The organism is Vreelandella venusta (assembly GCF_007989605.1).
Classification (GTDB): Bacteria; Pseudomonadota; Gammaproteobacteria; order Pseudomonadales; family Halomonadaceae; genus Vreelandella; species Vreelandella venusta.
The window spans coordinates 191402-212321 of the sequence record NZ_BJUL01000009.1 but is presented as its reverse complement, the minus strand read 5'-3'; the positions used below and the strand labels follow the sequence as shown (position 1 = coordinate 212321).

Sequence of the window (20920 nt, the reverse complement as noted above, 5' to 3'; positions counted from 1 at the left end):
CAAGCTGCCTTAGGTAGGGGGCATTTTGTTGCTGTTGGTTTGAAAAAGCTGATGTACGGGCTCATCGGCGCGAAGTTATTCACACGAGATCATCATGACCCTACTGGATAAACGTGCATTGTACTTATTTGAGGTAAGCAGCTGCGGAGGCATTCGTGCGGCGGCGGAGCATTTGCATACCAATCCTTCCGTAGTAAGCCGCCAAGTACGGGGGTTAGAGCGGGAATTGGGCATGGCCTTGCTGGAGCGTCAAGGGCGGCATGTGACGTTGACCGAGGCAGGCCAATTGGTAGTGGAAGGGTTTCTTGCTCAGCGGCGGTTGAATTCAGAGCTGGGAGATACGTTGTCTCGGTTACGCAATTTACAGTCGGGGAAAGTGGTCGTCTCGGTAGGTGATGGCTTTGTGGATAGTTTTATCAACCATGTGATGCGCCGTGTTTCCGAGCACTACCCCGATGTGCTGATCGAGATTAAAACAGGGATTTATTACCCCCGAGAACCCCATGAAATGGTGGCCAGCGACGAGGTGGATATCGCGATTACCTACGGCCCCATTTCAGACCCACGGTTAGTGGTGCACTCCTTTGAACGAGGGCCATTGTGTGCGCTGGTAGCACCGTCCCACCGGCTTGCTCGCCAAGAGAGCGTGTCGATCACAGAGTTATTACAGCACAAGTTGATTTTTTTACCGGATGTCTCGGGCTCTCAGCAGTTCGTCAATGCGCTATTTGGTGCTGCCGGGCAGTTGGCTACGCCTGCCTATCGCTGCAACCTGCATTCGGTGTCTCGAAGGATGGCTTGTGCCGGGATTGGCGTGTCGTTTATGACGGCTGCTGCTGCACGCAGTGAAATAAATGCGGGTTTGCTGAAGGCGATTCCCATTGATCACCCTATGGCGGCTAGCAGCCAGGGCAATTTGGTGCGTAGAGTCGGCAGAAGACTTTCGCCCGCTGCCGACTATTTATGGAAGTTAATGATGGCGATGCAGTGATGTGCTGGTGTATCAGTTAGCCATCATGTACACGCCTGGACCAATTGGCCAGCCCATCGCCAGCCAGAACATCAAAAACGTTGACCAGGCGAGCAAAAAGCCTATGGCTAACGGCAGCATGGTGGCTATCAACGTGCCTAGCCCCATATCTGGCTTATAACGCTGCATATACACCAGTGCTACCGAAAAATACGGGCTCATAGGGGAGATAATGTTAGTGCTGGAATCGCCTATGCGGAACATTGCCAACACAAAGGCTGGGTCGAAGTCGATCATCATCAGCATCGGTACGAATACCGGAGCCATTAACGCCCACTGAGCGGAGCCACTGGTCATAAAGACATTCAGTACTGCGCTCATCGCAATAAACGCGCCTACCAGCGGCAGTCCGGTAAACCCGGTGCTTTGTAGAATGTTAGAGCCTTCGATAGCAATAAACTGCCCCAGTTCTGACCAGCGGAAATAAGCAATAAACTGCGAAATGGCAAAGAACAGTACTAGAGTCGGTGCCAGGTCACTGGCAGACTCCGCCATGCGTTGTGGTACATCGCGACTGCTGGTGATCTTGCCGGTGGTTATGCCATAGACCAAGCCAATAGTGACGAAATAGCCAAACATCAGTGGCACGAGTGAGCGCAAAAAGGGTGACGGAATCAAGCCGCCTTCTTCATTACGCAGTGGTGATGCTTCGGGAACCACGGCAATTAAGATCAGCGCTAGGTAAATCAGTGTGGCAACGCCTACCCGCTTTAGGCCGCGCTTTTCTGCGTCGGTTAATGTCGGTTTTATGATGTCAGTTTTAAAGTCTTTACTTATCGGTAAGGTGCGTTGCAGCCTCGGCTCTACGATCTTATCGATAATTAACGTGCCAATAATTGCCAGTACAAACACTGAGCAGGCCACGAAGTAGTAGTTATCAACAGGTGAAACGTAGGCGTCTGGGTCTACCAAACGTGCGGCTTCCGTGGTTATGCCAGCAAACAGCGCATCCCCGACGGTAATGAATAGGCTGGCATCAAACCCGGCGCCTGCCGCCGCGTAGGCAGCGGCGGCACCGGCGATTGGGTGGCGGCCCACCGAGTAGTACACCATAGCGGCTAGCGGGATCAGAATCAGGTAGTTGGCATCAGAGGCAATACTGCCGCAAATACCCGCCATAAAAACGCAGAAAGTAAGCAGCGCGGGTGGTGCTTTCGCCACGCTCACCTGCATCAACGTCGACATCAAGCCCACCTTGTCGGCCAAACCAATGCCGAACATCACCACCAAAATAAGGCCGAGGGGTGGGAAGTTAACGAAGTTACTGACCACGCTGGTCAGCATGAACTCAATGCCATCGGCCGAGAGTAGACTGCGTACCTGAACCACCGCGTCGGTTTGCGGGTTAACCGCTGAAACGCCGAGTGAAGAAAGCAGGGTTGAGAGGATTACAACCGTGCCTGCTAAAATGACAAAGAGAATAAATGGGTGTGGGAGCTTGTTACCCACACGCTCAATAGATGAAAGAACACCTTGCATCGTATTAATCCTTTTTTCTTAACGTTATTTTTTTAATCGTAATGAGAGGCCTGCAGAGAATTAAGTGCGTGATAACAGCTCTTTTGCTAACGCCACAAACATCCCGCCTGCAACTGGTAGAACAGCATCGTTAAAGTCGTAGTGCTCGTTGTGCAGATAGGCGCTATCGCCATTACCGACAAAAAAGAAGCATCCCGGTACTTCCTGTAGGTAGAACGCGAAATCTTCCGCCCCCATGGTGGGCATATAGTCCAACTGCTGAATGTCGTGACTTACTGCGTGCTTGTTGGCAATTGTTAGCACGCGTTCTGACCACGCAGAGTCGTTAACCAGGGGGGGCACCTGGTGGAGGTGTTCCAGATGAAACTGCGCACTGTGGGCTGCGCATACGCCCGCGGTTACCTGCTCAAGCTTGCCTGCGAGCGCATCGCGTGACGAGGGCCGATCGCTGCGGATATTCACTAACAGTTCGGCTTGGCCAGGAATCACATTGGCGGCGTCGCCAGCATGAAAAGCGGCTACCGTGATGACGCCTGCTTCCAGCGGTGATTTGTGGCGGCTCACTAACCCTTGCAACTGCTGTATTAGTGACGCCCCGACATAAATAGGATCTACCGCCAAGTGCGGCATGGCGGCATGGCCAGAAGTGCCTTCGATAGTGACTTTATAAGTGTCGTTACCACCCATGGCCGGCCCGGGTTTAACAAACAGTTGACCTGTTGGGAAACCAGGACGGTTGTGGTAGCCAAATATCGCGTCCACCTTGGGGTTTTCCAATACCCCGGCCTTGACCATGATGTCGGCACCATTGCCACCTTCTTCGCCAGGCTGAAATAGCAGTTTAATGTGGCCACATAGCTCATCACGCTGCGCCATGATGGCTTCGGCAGCCAACAGCAGCGTGGCGGTATGCCCATCGTGACCACAGGCATGCATCAAGCCTTGCCGTTGGGAGCGATGCTCAAACGTATTGACTTCCTCGATGGGTAACGCATCCATATCAGCGCGAAAGGCAATCACTGGGCCTTCGCGACCGGTCGCTAGCTCAGCCATAACGCCTGTAGTAGCAATACCTTCGGTCACGTGATAGCCGAGCGCTTTTAGCCGCTCTGCGACCAGTGCGGCAGTATTATTTTCTTGAAATTTAAGCTCAGGGTGCTGGTGTAGTCGATGCCGCAAAGCGGTGGCTTCACCAACTTGTTTATCTGAAAACATTTCCTATCCCACTGTTGTCGGTATCTTTATTTGGCTTTTTTAAGCTAAGCGACTTGGCGGGTAGATAAGAGTCGTTTTAATGACGAATTTGTTGCTTTCAAAGCAACGATGATGGGTTGATACAACCGAAGCGACTTCTTAACGATGTTATCAACCCCCTTGGCAGCTGGCGGTGAGATTGTCAGTGTCGCCTTCTTTCATGCTTATTTTTAACTTAAGCACTCTGTATATCGACTAGATCATACCTCTTTGCGGCAGCCGCACAGCAGGAGATTGCAATCACCCAGCGAAGTAGGCTATTGGTGGCGCAGTTGATAGATCAGCTTGTTGCACAAGACACACACGGCCGTGGAGTGCTCGGTATGAAGACCTTGTCGAACATGGGGTTTGCCCTATTTGGTGCAGCGCTGGTCGCGATTAGTTATGGACTTGCGCGCTTTGCGTTTGGTTTGTTTGTACCTTCTATTAGCGCCGAGCTAGAGCTGACAGCGTACTTGGTTGGCATTATCGGGGCACTGCCGTTTATTAGTTTTGTCTTGGCGACGTTGTTTGCACCGCTTGCAGCCGATCGGCTTGGTGCGCGTAATTTAGCAGTGTTATCCGGTGGGTTCGGTGTGGCCGGGCTGGTCTTTATCAGCCAGTCGTCTGGTGCCTTATCGCTCGGCGTAGGCGTGTTTGTCTGCGGCATTTGTACTGGCTTGATGATGCCCGCTCTGACGGCTGCTATGCAGGCATTGGTGAGCCGAACAATGCATGGCCGCGTTAGTTCTATCATGAATGCTGGCACCAGTATTGGCATTATCGTAGCAGTGCCGACGGTCGTGTTCCTGGCCGATGCGTGGCGCTTTACCTACACAAGCTTTGCTGTTTTGGCGGGTTTAGGGGTGATTGCTGCCTGGTACTTTATTCCTTCGGTCTCTCGGGTTGTGCCAGCCAATGCGGCACCGCCACCGCCAATCACGCGGCTACAGTGGTCGCGCCTTACCCGGCTATCGCTCTTTGCTTTCGCGATGGGGTTTGTGTCTTCGCCGTTCTGGCTTTTTGCGCCTGATTTGGCCGTTACCCTTGGCGGATTGCCTGCTCATCAAGTCGGTTGGCTTTGGTTTGCCGTAGGAATTGCTGGGCTTGGAGGCGCCGTAGTGAGTGATTTGGCTGACCGTAATAACCCTCCTATTACGCAGGCATTAATGCTAATGATGCTGTCTTCAAGCTTGGCGTTGCTTGCTGCCAGTCCCAGCCAGTTAGCATTGGCGATATTTTCCGCCATGGTATTTGGACTTGCTTACATGAGCTTAACGGGACTGTATCTGATGACGGGCATTCGGCTATTGCCGGGGCGGCTTTCCATGGGGCCCGTCTTACCTTTTATGGCCTGTGCGCTTGGGCAGGCAGTAGGGTCGCCGGTTGTTGGTATGCTGGTGGACGGTTTTGGGTATGCCTATGCATTTTCGCTATTTTCGGTTGTCGGCATTGTGGTGGCGATTATATCGCCAGCTTATCCCGGCCACATTGATTACTGGGCAGACTTGGTGGAAGAATCCGTGGAAGAAGAACCACTGCAAGAAGAGCTGCCCGCTGCTGAAGAAACGGGTCTCCAGGCGGCGTACGACCATCAGCTGCTGGACGAGAATGGCGAACCCTTTGAAGAGCCCGTTATTAAAGAGGATAACGTGTCCTAATGCGCTGCTGTTTGGCGTTATACGGTCGAACGCTAGCGAGACGTTGGAGATGCCAGGGGGGCGCAATTTGCCGCGAGGGTTTGCCATCACCGGTAGCACCGGGGCGGCTACAGGCAACGGACAACTAGCGGCATCGGCGATAAAAAACGACAACGCCAGCTGAACTCAGAGGCTAGCGTTGTCGGACGAACAGCGATCAGGCGAAGGCGTTCAGGCACCAAGTAATGGCGGGGATGGCGACAATATCGATCAGCACGGCGCCGCACAGCGGGACGATGATGAAGGCCTTATGCGACACCACGCGATAGTGCTCGCACACCGCACTCATATTTGCCACCGCATTGGGCGTCGCGCCTAGGCCGTGGCCAATAAAGCCCGCGGTAAGCACTGCGGCGTCGTAGTTACGGCCTAGCAGACGGAACATCACCACCACGGCCAGTAAGACGATGGCCAGGGTTTGCACCAGCAGGATCAACAGTAGTGAGCCGCCCATCTCCTGGAGCTGCCAGATCTTGAGATTCATCATTGCCATGGTCAGGAACACACCCAAGGCCACGTCGCCCAGAGTGGCGAGGGCGTTGTCCGGCATGCTGACCCAGTCGAAGCGATCATTAAGATTGCGTAGCAGGATGGCGACAAACATGGCGCCCACATAGCTCGGTAGGATGATCCCCAGATGGGTCGACAGAGCCTCTTTGAACCACACGCCCAGCACCATGATCGGTACTATGACGGCCAGCACGCGCAGCAGGGTGCGGCTGTCGATGGGCGCTTGAGTGGGGCGCTCCTCGGCTTGCAGTCTCTCCAGGTCATGCACGTCTTCGGCGACAACCGGGATCTGCCGACGGTCGATGATCCAACGGGCGATGGGCGCGCCGATCACACCGCCGACAATCATGCCGAAGGTGGCAGAGGCAATAGCGGCAGTAGTGGCGCCCTGGGCGCCTAGGGCTTCTGCCTCGGGGCCAAAGGCCGCTGCTGCGCCGAAGCCACCCTCTAAAGAGGTGGCTCCGGCCATTAGGCCGATCAGCGGGTCGAGGCCTAGCAGGCTGGCCATGCCAATGCCCACGCCGTTCTGCATCAGCGCCAACAGCCAGCAGGCCACTAGATAGATACCCAGCGCCTTGCCACCTTTTTTGAGCAGCGCCAGGCTTCCGCCCAGGCCGACGGTGGTGAAGAAGGCGATCATCAATGGGCTCTGCATCGCTGTGTTAAGTTCGAAGGTAACCAAGCCAAGATCGCGCAGCAGCCAAGCCAGCAGAGCGAAGCCGAAACCGCCGATCACTGGGGTGGGGACGCAGAAGTGTTCCAGCCAGTTGAGCCGGCGCTTAAGTCCGGCGCCAAATGCAAGCAATATCAGCGCCAGTGCCGTGGTGGACACGGCATCCAGAGTAAAGTGCATGTTGATGCTCCATGAGTTGTTATGTGCCGCTCAGGGCGGCCGGATAGGGGTGGCCGTTGATGACCGGTTAATCGTTGGCTAGCGTGCCAGGCGCTCGACCAGACGGGCCGCCACACGGGCCGTTCGCGCGTCTATATCCAGGCTTGGATTGAACTCGGCGACGTCTACCACTGGCAGCGCAACGCGTGCGGCTAGGTGATCAATAACATCCTCAACCAGGGACAGCTCGATGCCCCGGGCGGAAGGCGCGCTGACACCCGGGGCAATCCAGGCGGGTAGGGCGTCTAAGCAGATAGTGAGGTAGAGCCAGTCAACCCGTGCCAGCAGCCGCTCCAGAGCTGCTTTTAGCGCGGGGCTCTCCAGCGAGCGACACTGCTCGTCGAGCACCCACTCCACTCCCAGCGACTCGGCGCGGGCGAAAAGCGCTGGTGTATTGCCGCCACGACTCACGCCAAGGCAGGTGTAGTGGAAGTCGATGCCCGCCTCTTGGCACAGCTCGGCGCACTGCCGAAAGGGCGTGCCGGAGCTGGCGCGCTCGGCCTGGCGTAGGTCAAGATGGGCATCCAGGTTGAGAATGCCTAGGCGCGGCATTGTCGCCTGACGTTGGGCGTGAGCCAGCAGCCCCGAAAAGCTAGCGAAGGCGATCTCGTGGCCGCCGCCTAAGCCGATAACCCGATGCCCCTGTTCGAGCAGTTCGGACACCTGCCCGGCGAAGGCTTGCTGGGCGCTCTCTAGGTTGTCGCCTTGGCAGACCACATCGCCGGCATCATACAGCGGTGCCGTTAGGTGATACGCCTGGTTAGCTAGCTGGCGACGCAGCGCCAGGGGGCCTTCACTGGCCCCCGTCCGTCCTTGGTTGCGGGCGACGCCGGCATCAGAGCAAAAACCTAACAAAGCGCGCCCCGGCGCCTTGGCCTGAGAAACCGGACGCATCACCTGATGCCAGCGCCGTGCGTCACCTGTCTCCGTGTTATCGACCCGGCCTTGCCAGGGCGCCATCAGCGCCGCCTCATTATCTGCTTGTGTCACTGCAGGAGTTCTCCTAATCGTTGTGCACTGAGGCGCGTGGCCTCGCTCAGGGCCTCGGCTCGGTCTTGAGCCCGGGCGCTGGGGGCCATCACACTGATCACAGCCTTAAGGCGACTGCGGCCGTTGAACACTGGCGCGCTGGCGCCCCACACCCCTTGATCTATTTCGCCCAGACTGATCGCTACGCCCTGCTGGCGAATAGCCTCAAGGCCGATCAGGGCATCGTCCCGCTCCGCCGCCGAGCGAAGCATCAGTGCCATTTGACGCTCTTCTTCGCTCATCCAGGCCAACAGCGCCCGAGCGCTGGCACCCTTGAGTAACGGTTGCACTTGGCCCCGGTGGTAGCAGCAGCGCAGCGGCTGTGGGCTATCGATCATCTCTACGCAGAGGGCGTGGTCACGTACTGCTATCAGCAGCGCTGAGCTCTCCTGGGTGGTCTCAGTCAACTCGATCAGCACCGGGCGAGCCCAGCGAAGCAGTTCGTTGTGGTGTTCGAAACCTTGGTGCAGACGCACCGCCTGAGGGCCTGGCGCATAGGTGCCACCCTCGCGCTCGCTGACTAGGCCCCAGGCCAAAAGTTGGCGCAGGTGGCGGTATGCAGTCGAGACTGGCTGAGCGGTTAGCTCGGCCAGCGACTTCACCGTCATTGCTTCTCCTTGATTGGCTAGGCAGCACAGCAGCGCCAGCATGCGGTCGGATGGCCCCATCGAAATTACCTCAAATTTTGATAAACGATACGCAGTAAAATAAGCAAAGGAAAAAAAAGTTATCAATTTTTGATAATTGTAATTCTTATACTTTGGTCTTGATGAAGGCGAGTGGGGAGTTGGAGGCGTGAAAGAGTAAGGGAGCTGCGCGATTTTTCGGCGGCATCAACAACGTCGGATTTTGTACAGCGGTGAATATTGTTCAGTGGCAGGCACGTTGCCATAGAGCATTCATAACCTATGACCCCATGCCTAATACGTTGACCAGACAAAGTCAGTCGTTTAGCTGGTTAAGCCCACTAGCCCCATCATGAGCTTAATTCCCAGTGAAAGCAGTAACAGAACACCAACACTCGACAACCAAAGGGTCATTAACCAGCCTAAACGCTTAGCGAGTGATTTCATTGCATTGCTCCTGTACGTTCCTTAATACCAGTACGTTGATCAACATCAGCTTGTTCAATGGTAGGCATCACCCGGCTTCACCTTGCCGCGGAAGACGTAGTAGCTCCATGCGGTGTACATCAAAATAATTGGTAAAATAAACAGTGTTCCCACTAAGGCAAAGCCTTGACTTTGGGGCGGAGCGGCAACCTGCCAGATAGATGCATTCGGCGGAATAATGGTTGGCCACAAGCTAATGCCCAAACCGCTATAGCCTAGAAAAACCAGCCCCAGTACCAAAATAAAGGGAAGCGCGTTGCGCTGATAAGTAATGGCACGCCACAGCCACCAGCCGGTGATAGCTACTAATAGCGGCACCGGTAAGAACCACAGTAGGTTGGGTAACGAAAACCAGCGTGACGCAATGTTTGGATAGGCCAGCGGTGTCCATACGCTTATCAGGGCGATCATAATGAGTAGCCCGATGATTAACGGTTTGGTGATCTGGTACATCCGTTGTTGCAAGAGCCCTTCAGTTTTCATAATCAGCCAAGTGCTGCCAAGCAGAGCATAAGCAAACAGCAAGCCGATACCGCAAAATAGCGAGAATGGCGTTAGCCAATCCAGCGCTCCTCCGCTGTAGTGAGTGCCGTCGAAAGCGATACCTTGAATATAAGCACCCAATGCAATGCCCTGGGCTGCCGTTGCCAGCAGCGAGCCGCCAATGAAAGCTTTATCCCATACATGCCGTCGCTCGGGGGAGGCCTTGAAGCGAAACTCAAAGGCGACGCCGCGAAAAATCAGCCCTAGCAGCATCACGATCAGCGGAATAGCCAGCGCTTCCAACACGACTGCGTAGGCGAGGGGGAACGCAGCAAACAACCCTGCTCCGCCTAGCACCAACCACGTTTCGTTACCGTCCCACACCGGCGCAACGGTGTTCATCATAATGTCTCGGTCTTGCTCGTTATGAACATGCAGAAAGAGCAAGCCAATGCCCAAGTCAAACCCATCCATGACTACATACATCATCAACCCAAACAGAATGATAATGGCCCAGGCGAGTGATAGATCAATTCCCATAGTGCACCCCGTTCTAATTAGTGAGTTGTGCTCAGCGTTTCATTGGCCGCCGAGAGAGGGCGAGCTGGCGTGCGATGATGGCCCGGGCCGCCTAGCGTAGGTGTGGAGGGCTCGCTTGGGCCTTTGTTTACCAAGTGCATCATGTACACAACGCCGGTGCCAAAAACCGCCAGATACACCACCACAAAAATAGTTAAGCTAATGCTGAGGTGAACAGCACTGTGCGCTGATGCTGCATCGGTGGTTCTTAATAACCCGTAAACTACCCAGGGTTGTCGGCCTACTTCTGTGGTAAACCAGCCCGCTAGCAGTGCCACCAGACCTGCTGGCCCCATGCATAGGGTGCAGATAAGAAATTTATGGGAGCCATAAAGTTGACCTTTGAGGCGCAGGATGTTGCCCACGATGGCAAGCAAAATCATTAACACCCCCAGCCCCACCATCAAGCGAAAGCTCCAAAACACGATGGTCGAATTGGGTCTGTCTTGTGGGGCGAACTCTTTAAGGGCGGGCACCTGCTCGGTCAAACTATGTTTTAACAGCAGGCTCCCCAGCACGGGGATCTCCAGCTTGAAGCGGGTTTCTTCGCGCGCCATATCGGGCCAGCCGAATAGAATGAGTGGGGTGGGCTCTCCGCTGCTGTTATCCCAATGCCCTTCGATGGCGGCGATTTTGGCAGGCTGGTGCTTAAGCGTATTGAGGCCATGAAAGTCGCCCACCACGGCCTGAAGCGGAGCGGTGATCGCCAGCATAATCAGCGCCATGGAGAGCATAGTGCGCACCTCGGCGGACTGCTTGCCACGTAGCAGCAGCCAAGCGCCAGAGGCGGCGACGAATAAGGCTGTACTCAAAAAGGCGGCTAGGGCCATATGGGCAAGTCGATAGGGGAACGAGGGGTTAAAGACAATCTTCATCCAGTCAACTGGAATCACCGCGCCATTAACAATTTCGTGCCCTTGAGGAGTCTGCATCCAGCTGTTGGAGGAGAGAATCCAAAACATCGATACGATGGTGCCGAGTGCAACCATACAGGTAGCGAAAAAGTGTAAGCCTCGGCCGACACGTTCCCAGCCAAATAGCATTACGCCTAAAAACCCGGCTTCAAGGAAGAAGGCGGTAAGCACTTCATAGGTGAGCAAGGGCCCTGTGATACTGCCTGCAAAGGCGGAAAAGCCGCTCCAGTGGGTCCCAAACTGGTACGCCATCACAATGCCGGATACCACACCCATCGCAAAATTAACGGCGAATATTTTTGACCAGAAATGGTAAAGAAGGCGATAGGTATCCCGTTGGGTTTTAAGCCAGAGACCCTCTAATACCGCTAAGTAGCTGGCTAGCCCGATGGTGATGGCGGGAAAGATAATATGAAAGGAAATCGTAAAGGCAAACTGAATTCTGGCCAGGTCAACGGCCTCAATTCCGAACATGGTGCTTCCTCCGGTGACAGCCACCCTCTTTAACTCAAGTGGGCCGGTATAGCCGCTGTGTGGCTTCATCGGAGTAGTCTATTGTCTGCTGTATTTCATAACAGACTCAGATTTTTATTAAAAAACCATATCAGTTGAGAGGTGTTGGAAGGTAAGCAACATAACAGCAACGAGGTGGCGAAGGGCTGCTAGAACCGCGTTGTTAAAACAGAGTTAATAACTGCCCCAGAGTTTCCATGCCCCGCTCGCTGCGTGCTGTCCACGGGTGGCCATAGCTTAAGCGTACACAGTGTCGGAACTGCTGGGTTGCAGAAAAAATGGGGCCTGGTGCTAAGCTAACACCGTGGTCGAGCGCCATGTTAAATAAGCGTAGTGAGTCAACTTTTTCAGGAAACTCTACCCATAAAAAGTAGCCGCCATCAGGGCGGGTAATACGCGTTTGGGTGGGAAAGTAGCGGTCTGCAGACGCCAGCATACTACCTTGTTGGGCTTCTAGAGCGTGGCGGAGCTTACGTAAGTGACGGTCATAGCCGCCGTGCTGTAAATAGTCGGCAATGGCTGCCTGTGCGGGAATGGAAGGCGAAATAGTCGTCATTAACTTCAGTCGTGAAATAGCTTCGGCGTAACGCCCCCCGGCTACCCAGCCAACGCGATAGCCAGGCGCCAAGCATTTCGAGAAAGAGCTGCAGTGAATCACTAACCCCTCATCATCAAACGCCTTCACTGGGGCAGGTGGCGTGCTGCCAAAGTAAAGCTCGGCATACACGTCATCCTCTAGCATAGGGACTTGGTGCTGCTTTAATAGCTGGTAAAGGGTCTGCTTACGCTCATTGCTTAGGCTGGCGCCGAGCGGGTTTTGCAGATGACTCATAAACCAGCAGGCTTTGATAGGTAACGATGCTAGCCGCTCCGCTAACACATCAAGGTCGATACCCTCGCGCGGATGCACTGGAATCTCCACTGCACGCAGTTTTAGCCGCTCCAATACTTGCAAGCTGGCATAAAACGCTGGGGACTCGACGGCAACCAAATCGCCAGGTTGGGTCACGCACTGCAGGGCTAAGTTGAGCGCTTCCATCGCACCATTGGTAATCACCAGCTCTTCCATTGGAAGCTGGATTCCCCCCAGCATGTAGCGCAGGGCGATTTGTCGGCACAGGTCGACATGTCCGGTGGTCATGTCGGCGACGACCTGCTGAGGAGAAAGCTCGCGCAGGCCACGTGTCATGCTAGTGCTCAGCCGCGAAAGTGGAAAAAGTTCAGGGCTTGGGAAGGCCGACCCAAAAGGCACCGTTCGATCATCTTGTAGTGAATCGAGCACCGAGAACACTAGCTCACTGACTTCTACTTCCGCGGGGTCGGTGGGCTGCAGCGTCACACGTGGCTCACCCAGCAAGCGCCGAGCATGTTCACGCACAAAATAGCCTGAGCGTGCTCGTGCGGTGATGAGACCACGGTTTTCGAGTAGGTAGTACGCCTGAAACACTGTGGATGGGCTGATCCCATGGTGACGACTGGCCTGGCGAACCGACGGAATTCGCTCCCCAGGGCCAAGCACGCCCTGACGAATCAACGTGGCGATCTCATCGGCAAATTGTTCGTAACGTTTCATGGGATAAACCGTCGGTGCGTTGAGGATAGCCCCAGGATACTCCATCACAGTTTTAAGTGGCACAAGTGAAACTCTCTGCTTTAGGGAAATGCCACTGTGATGCATGTGGGAAATTTAAAACAGGATCAAATCGATTAATAAAAAGCATATCAGAAGGTGAGTTAATAAACTTTTTCGACGCAACTGATATGCAATATTTCTCTAAAACTGCGCCTGTTTGCTAGTCAGTATAGTGGGGATAGTAGTGGTTAATAATCGGCGACGCCCCTCGACCGTATGACCTCCACCCCTCTTTTCTGGATATCGGTATGACGCAACGCATTCCACTGCAAAATCTAACCACTGAGGCAGCGGTTGAATACCACTCGCCTTCTGATAATGATTCCCGTCACCAGCCTGCTAGTAACAAGCCACCCAATAGTAAGCCATCCAAGCTTGGGCATATTTATGTGCGAGAAATTGGCGGTTTCTTTCAACGCATCCGGCGTTACTCAAACTGGTTGTTAATGGCGCTGTATTTTGGCTTGCCATGGATTAATTGGGGGGACCGGCCGCTGGTATGGTTTGATCTTGCTGCCCAAGAGTTCCATATTTTTGCGGCGACGTTTTATCCACAAGACTTTATCTTGCTCACCTGGATCTTGGTGCTGTGCGCATTCGGCCTATTTTTAATTACGGTGGCGGCGGGGCGCGTGTGGTGTGGCTATAGCTGCCCGCAAAGCGTTTGGACTTTGCTGTTTATCTGGTTTGAGCATCGCTTGGAAGGACCTCGGCACCGTCGCATACGTCGTGATAACGCATCACGCACTTTTGACACGCTGTGGCGCAAAACCGCTAAACATGCGGCTTGGCTGCTAATCGCGCTGGCAACGGGGATAGCCTTTGTCGGCTACTTCACGCCGATTAGAGCGTTAGTGGTGGACTTTGTCAGCTTGAATGCGCACCCCTGGGCGCTATTTTGGATTGGCTTCTTCGCGGTTTTTACGTACCTGAATGCGGGTTGGCTACGCCACCAAGTATGCCTCCATATGTGTCCTTACTCGCGTTTTCAGTCGGCAATGTTCGACGCTAATACACTGATTGTTTCTTATGATGCTGCGCGTGGTGAGCCTCGCCGTAACCATCATCAAAAAGCTGCTAAGGCATCCAGTGTTGGTGACTGCATCGATTGTGAGCTGTGTGTTCAGGTATGCCCAACAGGTATCGATATTCGTGATGGACTGCAGTACGAGTGCATTGGCTGTGCCGCGTGTATTGATGCTTGTGACAGCGTCATGGCCCGGCTTAATAAACCGCTTGGCCTCGTACGCTATACCACGGAGCGCGCGCTGGAGGGGAAAGGCACCCGTTTCTGGCGCCCTCAACTGATCGCCTATGCTGTGGCGTTGCTCTCTATGGTGGCGCTACTTGTTGGCTTCTTGAATACTCGAGTACCCATTGATGTTGATATTGCGCGAGATCGCCAAGCGTTGTTTAAAGGCACCGAAAGTGGACGCATCGTCAACTACTACAACGTAACGCTGCGCAATCAAGATACCGATCCTCACCGCTATGTGTTGACGGCATCCGGCTTGCCAGGGCTGCGCTTACAAGGCATGGAAACCATTGACGTAGAGGCTAACGAGACTCGTCGCTTACGGGTTGCTCTCAGCGCCGATGAGAGTGTTTTGACTCACCCCAGCCACCCCATTGAGCTGCGCTTTACATCGCTGGAAGAGCCATCGGTAACGCGTGTGAGTGAAACGCGTTTCCTGGGGCCGTCGAGCAAATAGTAATTAAAATGCATAGAGTTCTGAGTGACTACTTACTCAGAACTCTATAAAACTTACTCTGCGAACTATTTGTTAAGTATTACTAGGCAGTCAGTTGCTGAGCGTCACTACGCATATGTCCTGGCGGTGCGTTTAATGGCTAACGCTACCTGGGATAGATGCAGTTCATCTTACCCACGTAACATCTGCCAGTGGCACAGACCGTTAGCAATTAAAGACGACCCCCTGCTTTGGCCGCTCATCGACGGTTAGCTCGAATACATCAGGGCGGGAGTAATGCCCAACAACATCAAAGTCATAGCGTGCCTGAACGAGTTGGGCGGTATCTACCTGCGCTGTTAGCAAGCCTGCCTGTTCGCGCATCGGTCCTGCAAGCACGTCTCCTAACGGGCCAACGATCAGACTGCCGCCGCGAATCAGCGGGCGATTGCTGTCCCAATCTGCTACTTCAATGCCAAGCTCGGCGGGAGAGGGTTGGATCTGACAGGCGCTAACGACGAAACAGCGCCCTTCGTGGGCGATATGGCGCATGGATGCTTGCCAGACATCGCGTTCATCTACTGTGGGGGCGCACCATATTTCAACCCCCTTGGCGTACATAGCGGTGCGCAGCAACGGCATATGGTTTTCCCAGCAGATAGCGGCACCTGCAGTCCCTGCCTGGGTATTCACAGTGGTTAGGGTGGAGCCATCGCCTTGAGCCCAAATCAATCGTTCTGTGCCTGTTGGCATCAGCTTGCGATGCTTGCCGATTAGCCCCTGTTCAGGGTCGAAGAATATCGCTGAGCAGTAGAGCGAGCTGCCATCACGCTCAATAACGCCTACCACGAGGGTTGCCCCGGTACGCGCCGAGAGATCAGCAAGAGCTTCTGTTTCAGGGCCAGGAACATCAATTGCGTTAGCAAAGTAAGCAGCGAAAGCGTCACGGCCCTCGGGCAGCCGGTAGCCAAGTCGAGTGCCGAAAATCTCCCCTTTGGGATAGCCACCGAGTACGGCTTCGGGCAACACCACTAAGGTGGCACCCGCTTCAATAATGGCAGACTCATAGGAGAGGATGAGATCGAGTGTAGCGGCTTTGCCTGAGGGGAGTGAGCCGATTTGGAGAGCGGCAACGGTCGTTTGCGTCATGCTGGGTACCTTTGGAAAAAACGCGTCAAAAGTTGATAACAAAAAATGCTATAAGCTATAGCGATATTAATGAAGATAGGCTTGTTTCTGTTTGTTATGAATAAAGTTGATATCGCAAAAACGGACCTGAACTTACTCAAGGTATTTGAAGCACTCTATGAAGAGGGCGGTGCGAGTCGCGCAGCAACGCGGCTAGGGTTGACCCAATCGGCGGTGAGTGCGGCATTAAAGCGCTTGAGAGACGTTTATGGTGATCCGTTGTTTCTGCGCACCGGGCGCGGGCTGGCGCCGACCCTGCTTGCTCAACAGTTGAAGCCCGTTGTTTCAGAGGCGCTGCAAAAAATCCGCCAAAGCCTTGCCATGGTGTCGCCATCAGGACGCAGTTTTGAGGGTCGGTCTGTGACAGTTGGTCTTTCCGATGACTTTGAAATCGCTATTGGATCACGTCTGATTGAGCGTGCGGCGCACGCAATGCCCGGCTTACGCCTGGTTTTCCGGCAAGCTCACAGCCAAGTGGTCGCTGATGCCCTGGCAGGACGAAACTTGGACTTGGCGATTAGCTCAGGAGGATTGGCAAGAAGTGGCTTGAGCCGATGCCTACTCGGTGAGGCAAGTTACGCCTGTGTAGTGGATCCTGAACACTGGGCGACAGCAGTGCTAGATATCGAAGGCTTCGTTTCCGCTGAGCATATCCTGGTGTCATCGGGTGGTTTTGTGGGTATCGTCGACGAAGTATTGGCGGAGAGAGAGCTGTCGCGCCGTGTCGTTGCTGCCACAACACATTTTGCTGCCTTGCCCTACTTACTGAAAGGAACGTCGGCGATTGCCACCATACCGGCGCACGCGGCCGTTTCAATTGCTGCCATGACAGGACTGAAGGTGCTGCCCTGTCCGCTGCCGTTGGGCCATTTTTCGGTTGAGCTAGGCTGGAGAACGGCTGATGGGAATGATGTGCTACTAAGGACAATACGCCCATTGGTAGAGGAGTGTTTTCATTCTATTTAGTCAATGCGACTTGTGCTGGGGTGTCCACCTGATATGTCTTTTTGCTTGTTAACTGAGCTTGTCATAGCGCTTGGCTGGCGCTGATTGTAATACATTATCGCGGGAGTTCATCTGAATGATGAGAGATGGCTGAGATCACACAAAGAGGGGAAGCATGTATTAGCATGACAGTGCTCTGATGAACGAGCGAGTAGCGCAGTTTCGTGACCAGGTACAATGACATCTCTGTGGTGAGCTGAGCAAAGGGGAGTTTTTGCAGTTACGCCTTCAAAATACTGCTATTTCACCTCCCGCGTATGCTGATATGGAAAACGCAAAACTAGCATTTGGTACGGCGATATCGAAGGGTTCAGAGTTCGCTCGCTGGGCTAGCCGCAATCTGCAGCGATACAAGCTGCTCGGTTACACGGCCGTAGTATTATCCACAAAGCCACGCCCTGTTATCACTAGTGAGCCTTGATTAGCCTCGTTATCGACAACAAACACTTTACTTTTTTATTTTGTTAGTTAGGCTTACTAATTAGCTGGTGAGATGAATAGGCAAAAGCATTATGAATTTACGGCAAAGCTTGCAGCGGCTTGAATGGCACCTCTGGAACCAGTGGCGCGAACAAGCGCAGCATAGTGAGCATCTGGAACTAAGCACTAGTGAGTTGCAGTACCTGTATACCCTATTGGCGTGGGATGAGACAGGCATGCGTCTGACTGAGCTGGCTGAGTGCATGCATGTCAGCAAAGCATCTGCTAGCACTATGGTGAGAAAATTGGAGCAGCGGGGATACTTGCTGCGTCGTTCTTGCCCAGAAGATGCCCGTGCACAGCGCTTGCTTCCAAGTGCTAAAGCCCTGACTTTGAAGCATAAAGAGCCTGAAATATATCAGGCAGCGCTGCAACACTTTAAGCAGGCACTGACTGAGGAGGAGCTTGAGCAGTTTACTGTGCTGATGGGCAAAGCCTGCAGTAACCTGAGCTTAGGTGCGCTGACTCCACCCAAGCCTTCTGGCCAGCCTTACAAGCACCTATGAACTTACATCAATCTACTGTGACCAGGGCTTTCTGGCACTATACTTTGCCTTCTGTCGCGGCTTTGATGGTCAGCGGCACTTATCAAATTGTTGACGGTATTTTTGTTGGGCACTTTGTCGGCGGCAACGGCTTAGCCGCTACTAGTCTTGCTTGGCCATTAATAGGCGTGTTGCTTGCCGTTGGGATGATGATTGGCATCGGTGCTGGAGCGCACGCATCCATGCAGTTAGGTGCAAAGCAGCCAAGCAAAGCTCTAGAATATCTTGTTCAAGCACTGTTTTTACTGTTAGGGCTCAGTGTGCTCCTGGGGGTAGTACTGTTCTTTTTCAGCCCGCTGTTTTTATCGCTTCAGGGGGCAGAGGGAGAAGTGCTGCTTTTCGGGCAGCAGTACCTTAATTGGATGCTGGCAGGCACTCCTATTGTACTAGGTAGTATCGCGTTGCCGTTGCTGGTGCGTAATGCAGGGGCGCCTCGCTTGGCAACGCTCGCGATGGGGATAGGGGCAGTAAGTAATATTGCGCTGGATGCGCTGTTTTTGGGCTATTTAGGCTACGGGTTGGAAGGTGCCGCTTTAGCCACTTTACTGGGTGAGCTGCTCTCTGTTGCGCTGTGCTTGGGCTATTTGTTTAGCAGTCGTAGCATGCTGGTTATCTCCGTGAAACAGCTAGTATGGCAAAGAAAAAAAGCTTGGGACCTGCTAAAAACGGGCTTTTCAAGCATGCTGATGTATCTATACCTCAGCGTTTCCATCGTGTTGCACAACATGCTGCTGTTACAGCATGGGACATCGTTACACGTGGCCGCCTTCAGCATCGCCGGTTATTTAATGACGTTCTATTACTTGTTAGCTGAAGGTGTTGCAGGCGGTATGCAACCTATTACCAGCTTCTATTATGGAGCGGAGCAAAAGCGAAAAATTCAGGCGTCTTATCGGTTAGCGTGTTTGATTGTGCTGGCGGTGGGGCTGTGTTTTGCTTTGGCAGTGCAATGGTCTCCGGGTTTTTTTGCGCAGTTTTTTATTAGCGAAACAGACACGGCTTTACTTGAAACCACCAGCCATGCGCTGCGACTTTTCATGTTTGCTATGTTTCTTGACGGCTTTTTGGTGATCACCGCTACCTGGTTTCAGTCTTTAGGCCAAGCACGCCCAGCGACAATGATTACACTGGGAAATATGGCCATTCAGGTGCCTTTCTTGCTTCTTTTGCCACTGTTATTGGGCGTTAATGGTGTCTGGTTAGCAGTGCCCGTTTCCAATGTGGTGTTGTCGTTGCTGGTGTTAATCATGGTGATGCGGCAGTGGCGTCGACTAAGTAATGATTGATCGAGTCACAATTGAGAGCGTGTGTAGCGACGTTTAGCATATTGATGTCGCTGACCCCGGTTGGGCTCTTCTGCAACCATTTTGATGTCAACAGGCAATAGGCAAGCCCTCCCAGAAATCCAGAGGCGAGGACTTGCCGTTTGACCATAGCCTGAACCATCTTAAGCATTCATTTTGGTTACACACTCACCGATTGGCGAATGAGCTGAGCTTTTTCCATCAATAACGGCCGGTAAGTTTCGAGCAACGTAGGCATATCCACGCGGGCGGCATTGGTACTGATATTCATCGCGCCGACCAGTTTCCCATGGGTATCAAACACGGGGACAGCAATCGAGCGCAGGCCAGAATCCAACTCTTGATCGGTAATCGCATAACCCTGTTCCCGCGCTTGCTGAATCGCCGCTTTTAGTGATGCGCTATCGGTAATGGTTTTGTCGGTATAGCGCGTTAAGGTGAGCTGGCTCAGGTAATTATCCAGCTCGCTATCCGGCAACTGGGCAAGGAGCACTCGACCCATGGATGTGTATGCTGCTGGTAGGCGGGTGCCGACGGAAAGCGTGATTGCCATTAAGCGGTGCGGAGCAGCTGAGCGGGCCAGATAGATAACGTCGTCACCATCGAGCACTCCAAGCGATGAAGACTCACCACACTGGCGGGTAATATCCTCCAGGTACTGCTGAATGACGCCTCGGTAATTATTAGACGCTAAATAGGAGTAGCCCAGCTGCAGTACTTTGGGGGTTAGCTCGAAGTAGCGTTGCTGTTTGCGTACATAGCCAAGGGCGTGGAGCGTCAGTAAAAATCGCCGTGCTTTCGCGCGGTTCATGCCTGTGCGCTCGGCGACTTCGCTGAGCGTCATCCGCGTGTGCGTCTCATCAAACGCCATCACGACTTCCAGCCCGCTGGCCAGCGCGGCCACAAAATCACGATCCGTCGGTTTTAAAGCATCTTCTGGTAGGGCATTACTCATGAGTGTCTCGGCTGCGTCGATGTGGATACGAAGCGAGAAAATAACATTTTGTTCGAATGGCGAACAACAAGAGACGTTTCTTTGTGGAGAATTGGAGTTAACTTACGGGGGCTTCTTAAAGACCTAAAAGCAAGTCTCAAGAGATTGATAGCGAGTAGTTGCATCTATGCAGAGGGCATCAGTACTCATACACCGCTCTTTCCATCGATGAAAAAGGTGGACCAAAAGGCCCACCCATTAGCAAATTCCTGATTTGGGAAGGTTGCTGATTACTTCGAATTTCTAATCGGTAACTCAGCAGCACTGAACGTGTTCTCACCGGCTTGGTGTTGCGCTGATGAATCAGGGTAGGAGATCTTATTGGCTTCATCGGAGCCGCGCTCGGCAAGTGCTGCACCAGAGAATAAAATTAGAGCGGCGGCGGCTACTGTATTGATTAACTTCATAACTTTTAACCTCACGTTAAATAAAAAGTCGCTACATTTGCGATGATTGTTCATCGCTATATCGACGACGAGATATATTGTAAGCAGGCTAACATAATTATAAAATTGATTAAAAATACTCGAACCTTTCTATTATTTAGAATGATTTTTGAGGAAAACATTTTTGAGAAAAACTAAGAGGGGGCACTACCACAAAAAT

At 53.4% G+C, this 20920-nt stretch carries 18 protein-coding genes; 6 read left to right on the top strand and 12 right to left on the bottom strand.

What is annotated here, in order from left to right:
• The first annotated feature begins 94 nt into the window (after window positions 1-94).
• Window positions 95-991, top strand: a complete 897-nt coding sequence (locus HVE01_RS12555) for a LysR family transcriptional regulator (protein WP_125752288.1) — start codon at window positions 95-97, stop codon at window positions 989-991.
• Window positions 992-1003: 12 nt separating this feature from the next.
• On the opposite strand, the gene HVE01_RS12550 is transcribed toward HVE01_RS12555, so the two are convergent.
• Together HVE01_RS12550 and HVE01_RS12545 are read right to left on the bottom strand one after the other, a co-directional pair.
• A complete protein-coding gene (locus HVE01_RS12550; RefSeq protein ID WP_125752285.1) occupies window positions 1004-2509 on the bottom strand; it encodes an AbgT family transporter in 1506 nt (501 codons plus the stop codon).
• Window positions 2510-2569: 60 nt separating this feature from the next.
• Window positions 2570-3724, bottom strand: a complete 1155-nt coding sequence (locus HVE01_RS12545) for a M20 metallopeptidase family protein (RefSeq protein ID WP_125752282.1) — start codon at window positions 3722-3724, stop codon at window positions 2570-2572.
• A gap of 362 nt (window positions 3725-4086) precedes the next feature.
• Here HVE01_RS12545 and HVE01_RS12540 point away from each other — a divergent pair, with 362 nt between their 5' ends.
• A complete protein-coding gene (locus tag HVE01_RS12540) occupies window positions 4087-5403 on the top strand; it encodes an MFS transporter (RefSeq protein WP_146944488.1) in 1317 nt (438 codons plus the stop codon).
• 196 nt (window positions 5404-5599) lie between these two features.
• On the opposite strand, the gene gltS is transcribed toward HVE01_RS12540, so the two are convergent.
• The 7 genes from gltS to mapR all read right to left on the bottom strand — a co-directional run bounded on the left by gltS (window position 5600) and on the right by mapR (window position 13047).
• Window positions 5600-6805: a sodium/glutamate symporter gene (gltS, locus tag HVE01_RS12535; protein WP_146944486.1), complete on the bottom strand. Its 1206-nt coding sequence runs from the start codon at window positions 6803-6805 to the stop codon at window positions 5600-5602.
• A 78-nt stretch (window positions 6806-6883) separates the two neighbouring features.
• Window positions 6884-7834: a formimidoylglutamase gene (gene hutG, locus HVE01_RS12530; RefSeq protein WP_244973757.1), complete on the bottom strand. Its 951-nt coding sequence runs from the start codon at window positions 7832-7834 to the stop codon at window positions 6884-6886.
• Entirely contained in the window at window positions 7831-8541 is a 711-nt protein-coding gene (locus tag HVE01_RS12525; protein ID WP_146944484.1) for an IclR family transcriptional regulator, read from the bottom strand. Before HVE01_RS12525 ends, hutG begins: the two co-directional genes overlap by 4 nt.
• Before the next feature lie 282 nt (window positions 8542-8823).
• The gene (locus HVE01_RS12520; RefSeq protein ID WP_089040505.1) at window positions 8824-8946 is read right to left on the bottom strand and encodes a DUF2474 family protein; all 123 of its coding nucleotides are present in this window, start codon (window positions 8944-8946) and stop codon (window positions 8824-8826) included.
• A gap of 54 nt (window positions 8947-9000) precedes the next feature.
• Window positions 9001-10008 (bottom strand): cytochrome d ubiquinol oxidase subunit II, encoded by a 1008-nt coding sequence (cydB, locus tag HVE01_RS12515; RefSeq protein ID WP_146944482.1) that lies wholly within the window; start codon window positions 10006-10008, stop codon window positions 9001-9003.
• 17 nt (window positions 10009-10025) lie between these two features.
• Window positions 10026-11435: a cytochrome ubiquinol oxidase subunit I gene (locus HVE01_RS12510; protein ID WP_146944480.1), complete on the bottom strand. Its 1410-nt coding sequence runs from the start codon at window positions 11433-11435 to the stop codon at window positions 10026-10028.
• Between the two features lie 202 nt (window positions 11436-11637).
• The gene (gene mapR, locus HVE01_RS12505) at window positions 11638-13047 is read right to left on the bottom strand and encodes a GntR family transcriptional regulator MpaR (RefSeq protein WP_038486353.1); all 1410 of its coding nucleotides are present in this window, start codon (window positions 13045-13047) and stop codon (window positions 11638-11640) included.
• 308 nt (window positions 13048-13355) lie between these two features.
• Between mapR and ccoG the strand changes: the two genes are divergently transcribed.
• The gene (ccoG, locus tag HVE01_RS12500) at window positions 13356-14819 is read left to right on the top strand and encodes a cytochrome c oxidase accessory protein CcoG (RefSeq protein ID WP_146944478.1); all 1464 of its coding nucleotides are present in this window, start codon (window positions 13356-13358) and stop codon (window positions 14817-14819) included.
• A gap of 204 nt (window positions 14820-15023) precedes the next feature.
• Here the strand turns inward: ccoG and HVE01_RS12495 are convergent, their stop codons facing one another.
• Window positions 15024-15947, bottom strand: coding sequence for a carbon-nitrogen hydrolase family protein (locus tag HVE01_RS12495; RefSeq protein ID WP_146944476.1), 924 nt, complete (start codon window positions 15945-15947; stop codon window positions 15024-15026).
• Between the two features lie 96 nt (window positions 15948-16043).
• On the opposite strand from HVE01_RS12495, the gene HVE01_RS12490 reads away from it, so the two are divergent.
• The 3 genes from HVE01_RS12490 (at window position 16044) to HVE01_RS12480 (ending at window position 19302) form a co-directional block, all read left to right on the top strand.
• Window positions 16044-16952, top strand: a complete 909-nt coding sequence (locus tag HVE01_RS12490; RefSeq protein WP_146944509.1) for a LysR family transcriptional regulator — start codon at window positions 16044-16046, stop codon at window positions 16950-16952.
• A 551-nt stretch (window positions 16953-17503) separates the two neighbouring features.
• Window positions 17504-17977 carry a MarR family winged helix-turn-helix transcriptional regulator gene (locus HVE01_RS12485; protein WP_213017536.1) on the top strand — a complete coding sequence of 158 codons (474 nt, stop codon included), beginning with the start codon at window positions 17504-17506 and terminating at the stop codon, window positions 17975-17977.
• Window positions 17974-19302: an MATE family efflux transporter gene (locus HVE01_RS12480; RefSeq protein ID WP_146944472.1), complete on the top strand. Its 1329-nt coding sequence runs from the start codon at window positions 17974-17976 to the stop codon at window positions 19300-19302. The genes HVE01_RS12485 and HVE01_RS12480 overlap by 4 nt, the downstream gene beginning before the upstream one ends.
• 178 nt (window positions 19303-19480) lie before the next feature.
• Here the strand turns inward: HVE01_RS12480 and HVE01_RS12475 are convergent, their stop codons facing one another.
• Window positions 19481-20275, bottom strand: coding sequence for an IclR family transcriptional regulator domain-containing protein (locus HVE01_RS12475; protein ID WP_089040521.1), 795 nt, complete (start codon window positions 20273-20275; stop codon window positions 19481-19483).
• Window positions 20276-20544: 269 nt separating this feature from the next.
• Complete coding sequence (locus HVE01_RS19865) at window positions 20545-20721, bottom strand: hypothetical protein (RefSeq protein ID WP_164517114.1); 177 nt, start codon at window positions 20719-20721, stop codon at window positions 20545-20547.
• Window positions 20722-20920: the final 199 nt, after the last annotated feature.

Excerpts from the sequence above, each read along its gene's own strand:
- HVE01_RS12525 (WP_146944484.1), bottom strand. The coding sequence starts at position 8,541 with ATGGGGCCATCCGACCGCATGCTGGCGCTGCTGTGCTGCCTAGCCAAT.
- cydB (WP_146944482.1), bottom strand. The coding sequence starts at position 10,008 with ATGGGAATTGATCTATCACTCGCCTGGGCCATTATCATTCTGTTTGGG.
- HVE01_RS12490 (WP_146944509.1), top strand. The coding sequence starts at position 16,044 with ATGAATAAAGTTGATATCGCAAAAACGGACCTGAACTTACTCAAGGTA.
- HVE01_RS12545 (WP_125752282.1), bottom strand. The coding sequence starts at position 3,724 with ATGTTTTCAGATAAACAAGTTGGTGAAGCCACCGCTTTGCGGCATCGA.
- ccoG (WP_146944478.1), top strand. The coding sequence starts at position 13,356 with ATGACGCAACGCATTCCACTGCAAAATCTAACCACTGAGGCAGCGGTT.
- HVE01_RS12555 (WP_125752288.1), top strand. The coding sequence starts at position 95 with ATGACCCTACTGGATAAACGTGCATTGTACTTATTTGAGGTAAGCAGC.
- HVE01_RS12485 (WP_213017536.1), top strand. The coding sequence starts at position 17,504 with ATGAATTTACGGCAAAGCTTGCAGCGGCTTGAATGGCACCTCTGGAAC.
- HVE01_RS12475 (WP_089040521.1), bottom strand. The coding sequence starts at position 20,275 with ATGAGTAATGCCCTACCAGAAGATGCTTTAAAACCGACGGATCGTGAT.
- HVE01_RS12480 (WP_146944472.1), top strand. The coding sequence starts at position 17,974 with ATGAACTTACATCAATCTACTGTGACCAGGGCTTTCTGGCACTATACT.
- HVE01_RS12520 (WP_089040505.1), bottom strand. The coding sequence starts at position 8,946 with ATGAAATCACTCGCTAAGCGTTTAGGCTGGTTAATGACCCTTTGGTTG.
- HVE01_RS19865 (WP_164517114.1), bottom strand. The coding sequence starts at position 20,721 with ATGAAGTTAATCAATACAGTAGCCGCCGCCGCTCTAATTTTATTCTCT.
- mapR (WP_038486353.1), bottom strand. The coding sequence starts at position 13,047 with ATGAAACGTTACGAACAATTTGCCGATGAGATCGCCACGTTGATTCGT.
- HVE01_RS12540 (WP_146944488.1), top strand. The coding sequence starts at position 4,087 with ATGAAGACCTTGTCGAACATGGGGTTTGCCCTATTTGGTGCAGCGCTG.
- HVE01_RS12550 (WP_125752285.1), bottom strand. The coding sequence starts at position 2,509 with ATGCAAGGTGTTCTTTCATCTATTGAGCGTGTGGGTAACAAGCTCCCA.
- HVE01_RS12495 (WP_146944476.1), bottom strand. The coding sequence starts at position 15,947 with ATGACGCAAACGACCGTTGCCGCTCTCCAAATCGGCTCACTCCCCTCA.
- gltS (WP_146944486.1), bottom strand. The coding sequence starts at position 6,805 with ATGCACTTTACTCTGGATGCCGTGTCCACCACGGCACTGGCGCTGATA.
- HVE01_RS12510 (WP_146944480.1), bottom strand. The coding sequence starts at position 11,435 with ATGTTCGGAATTGAGGCCGTTGACCTGGCCAGAATTCAGTTTGCCTTT.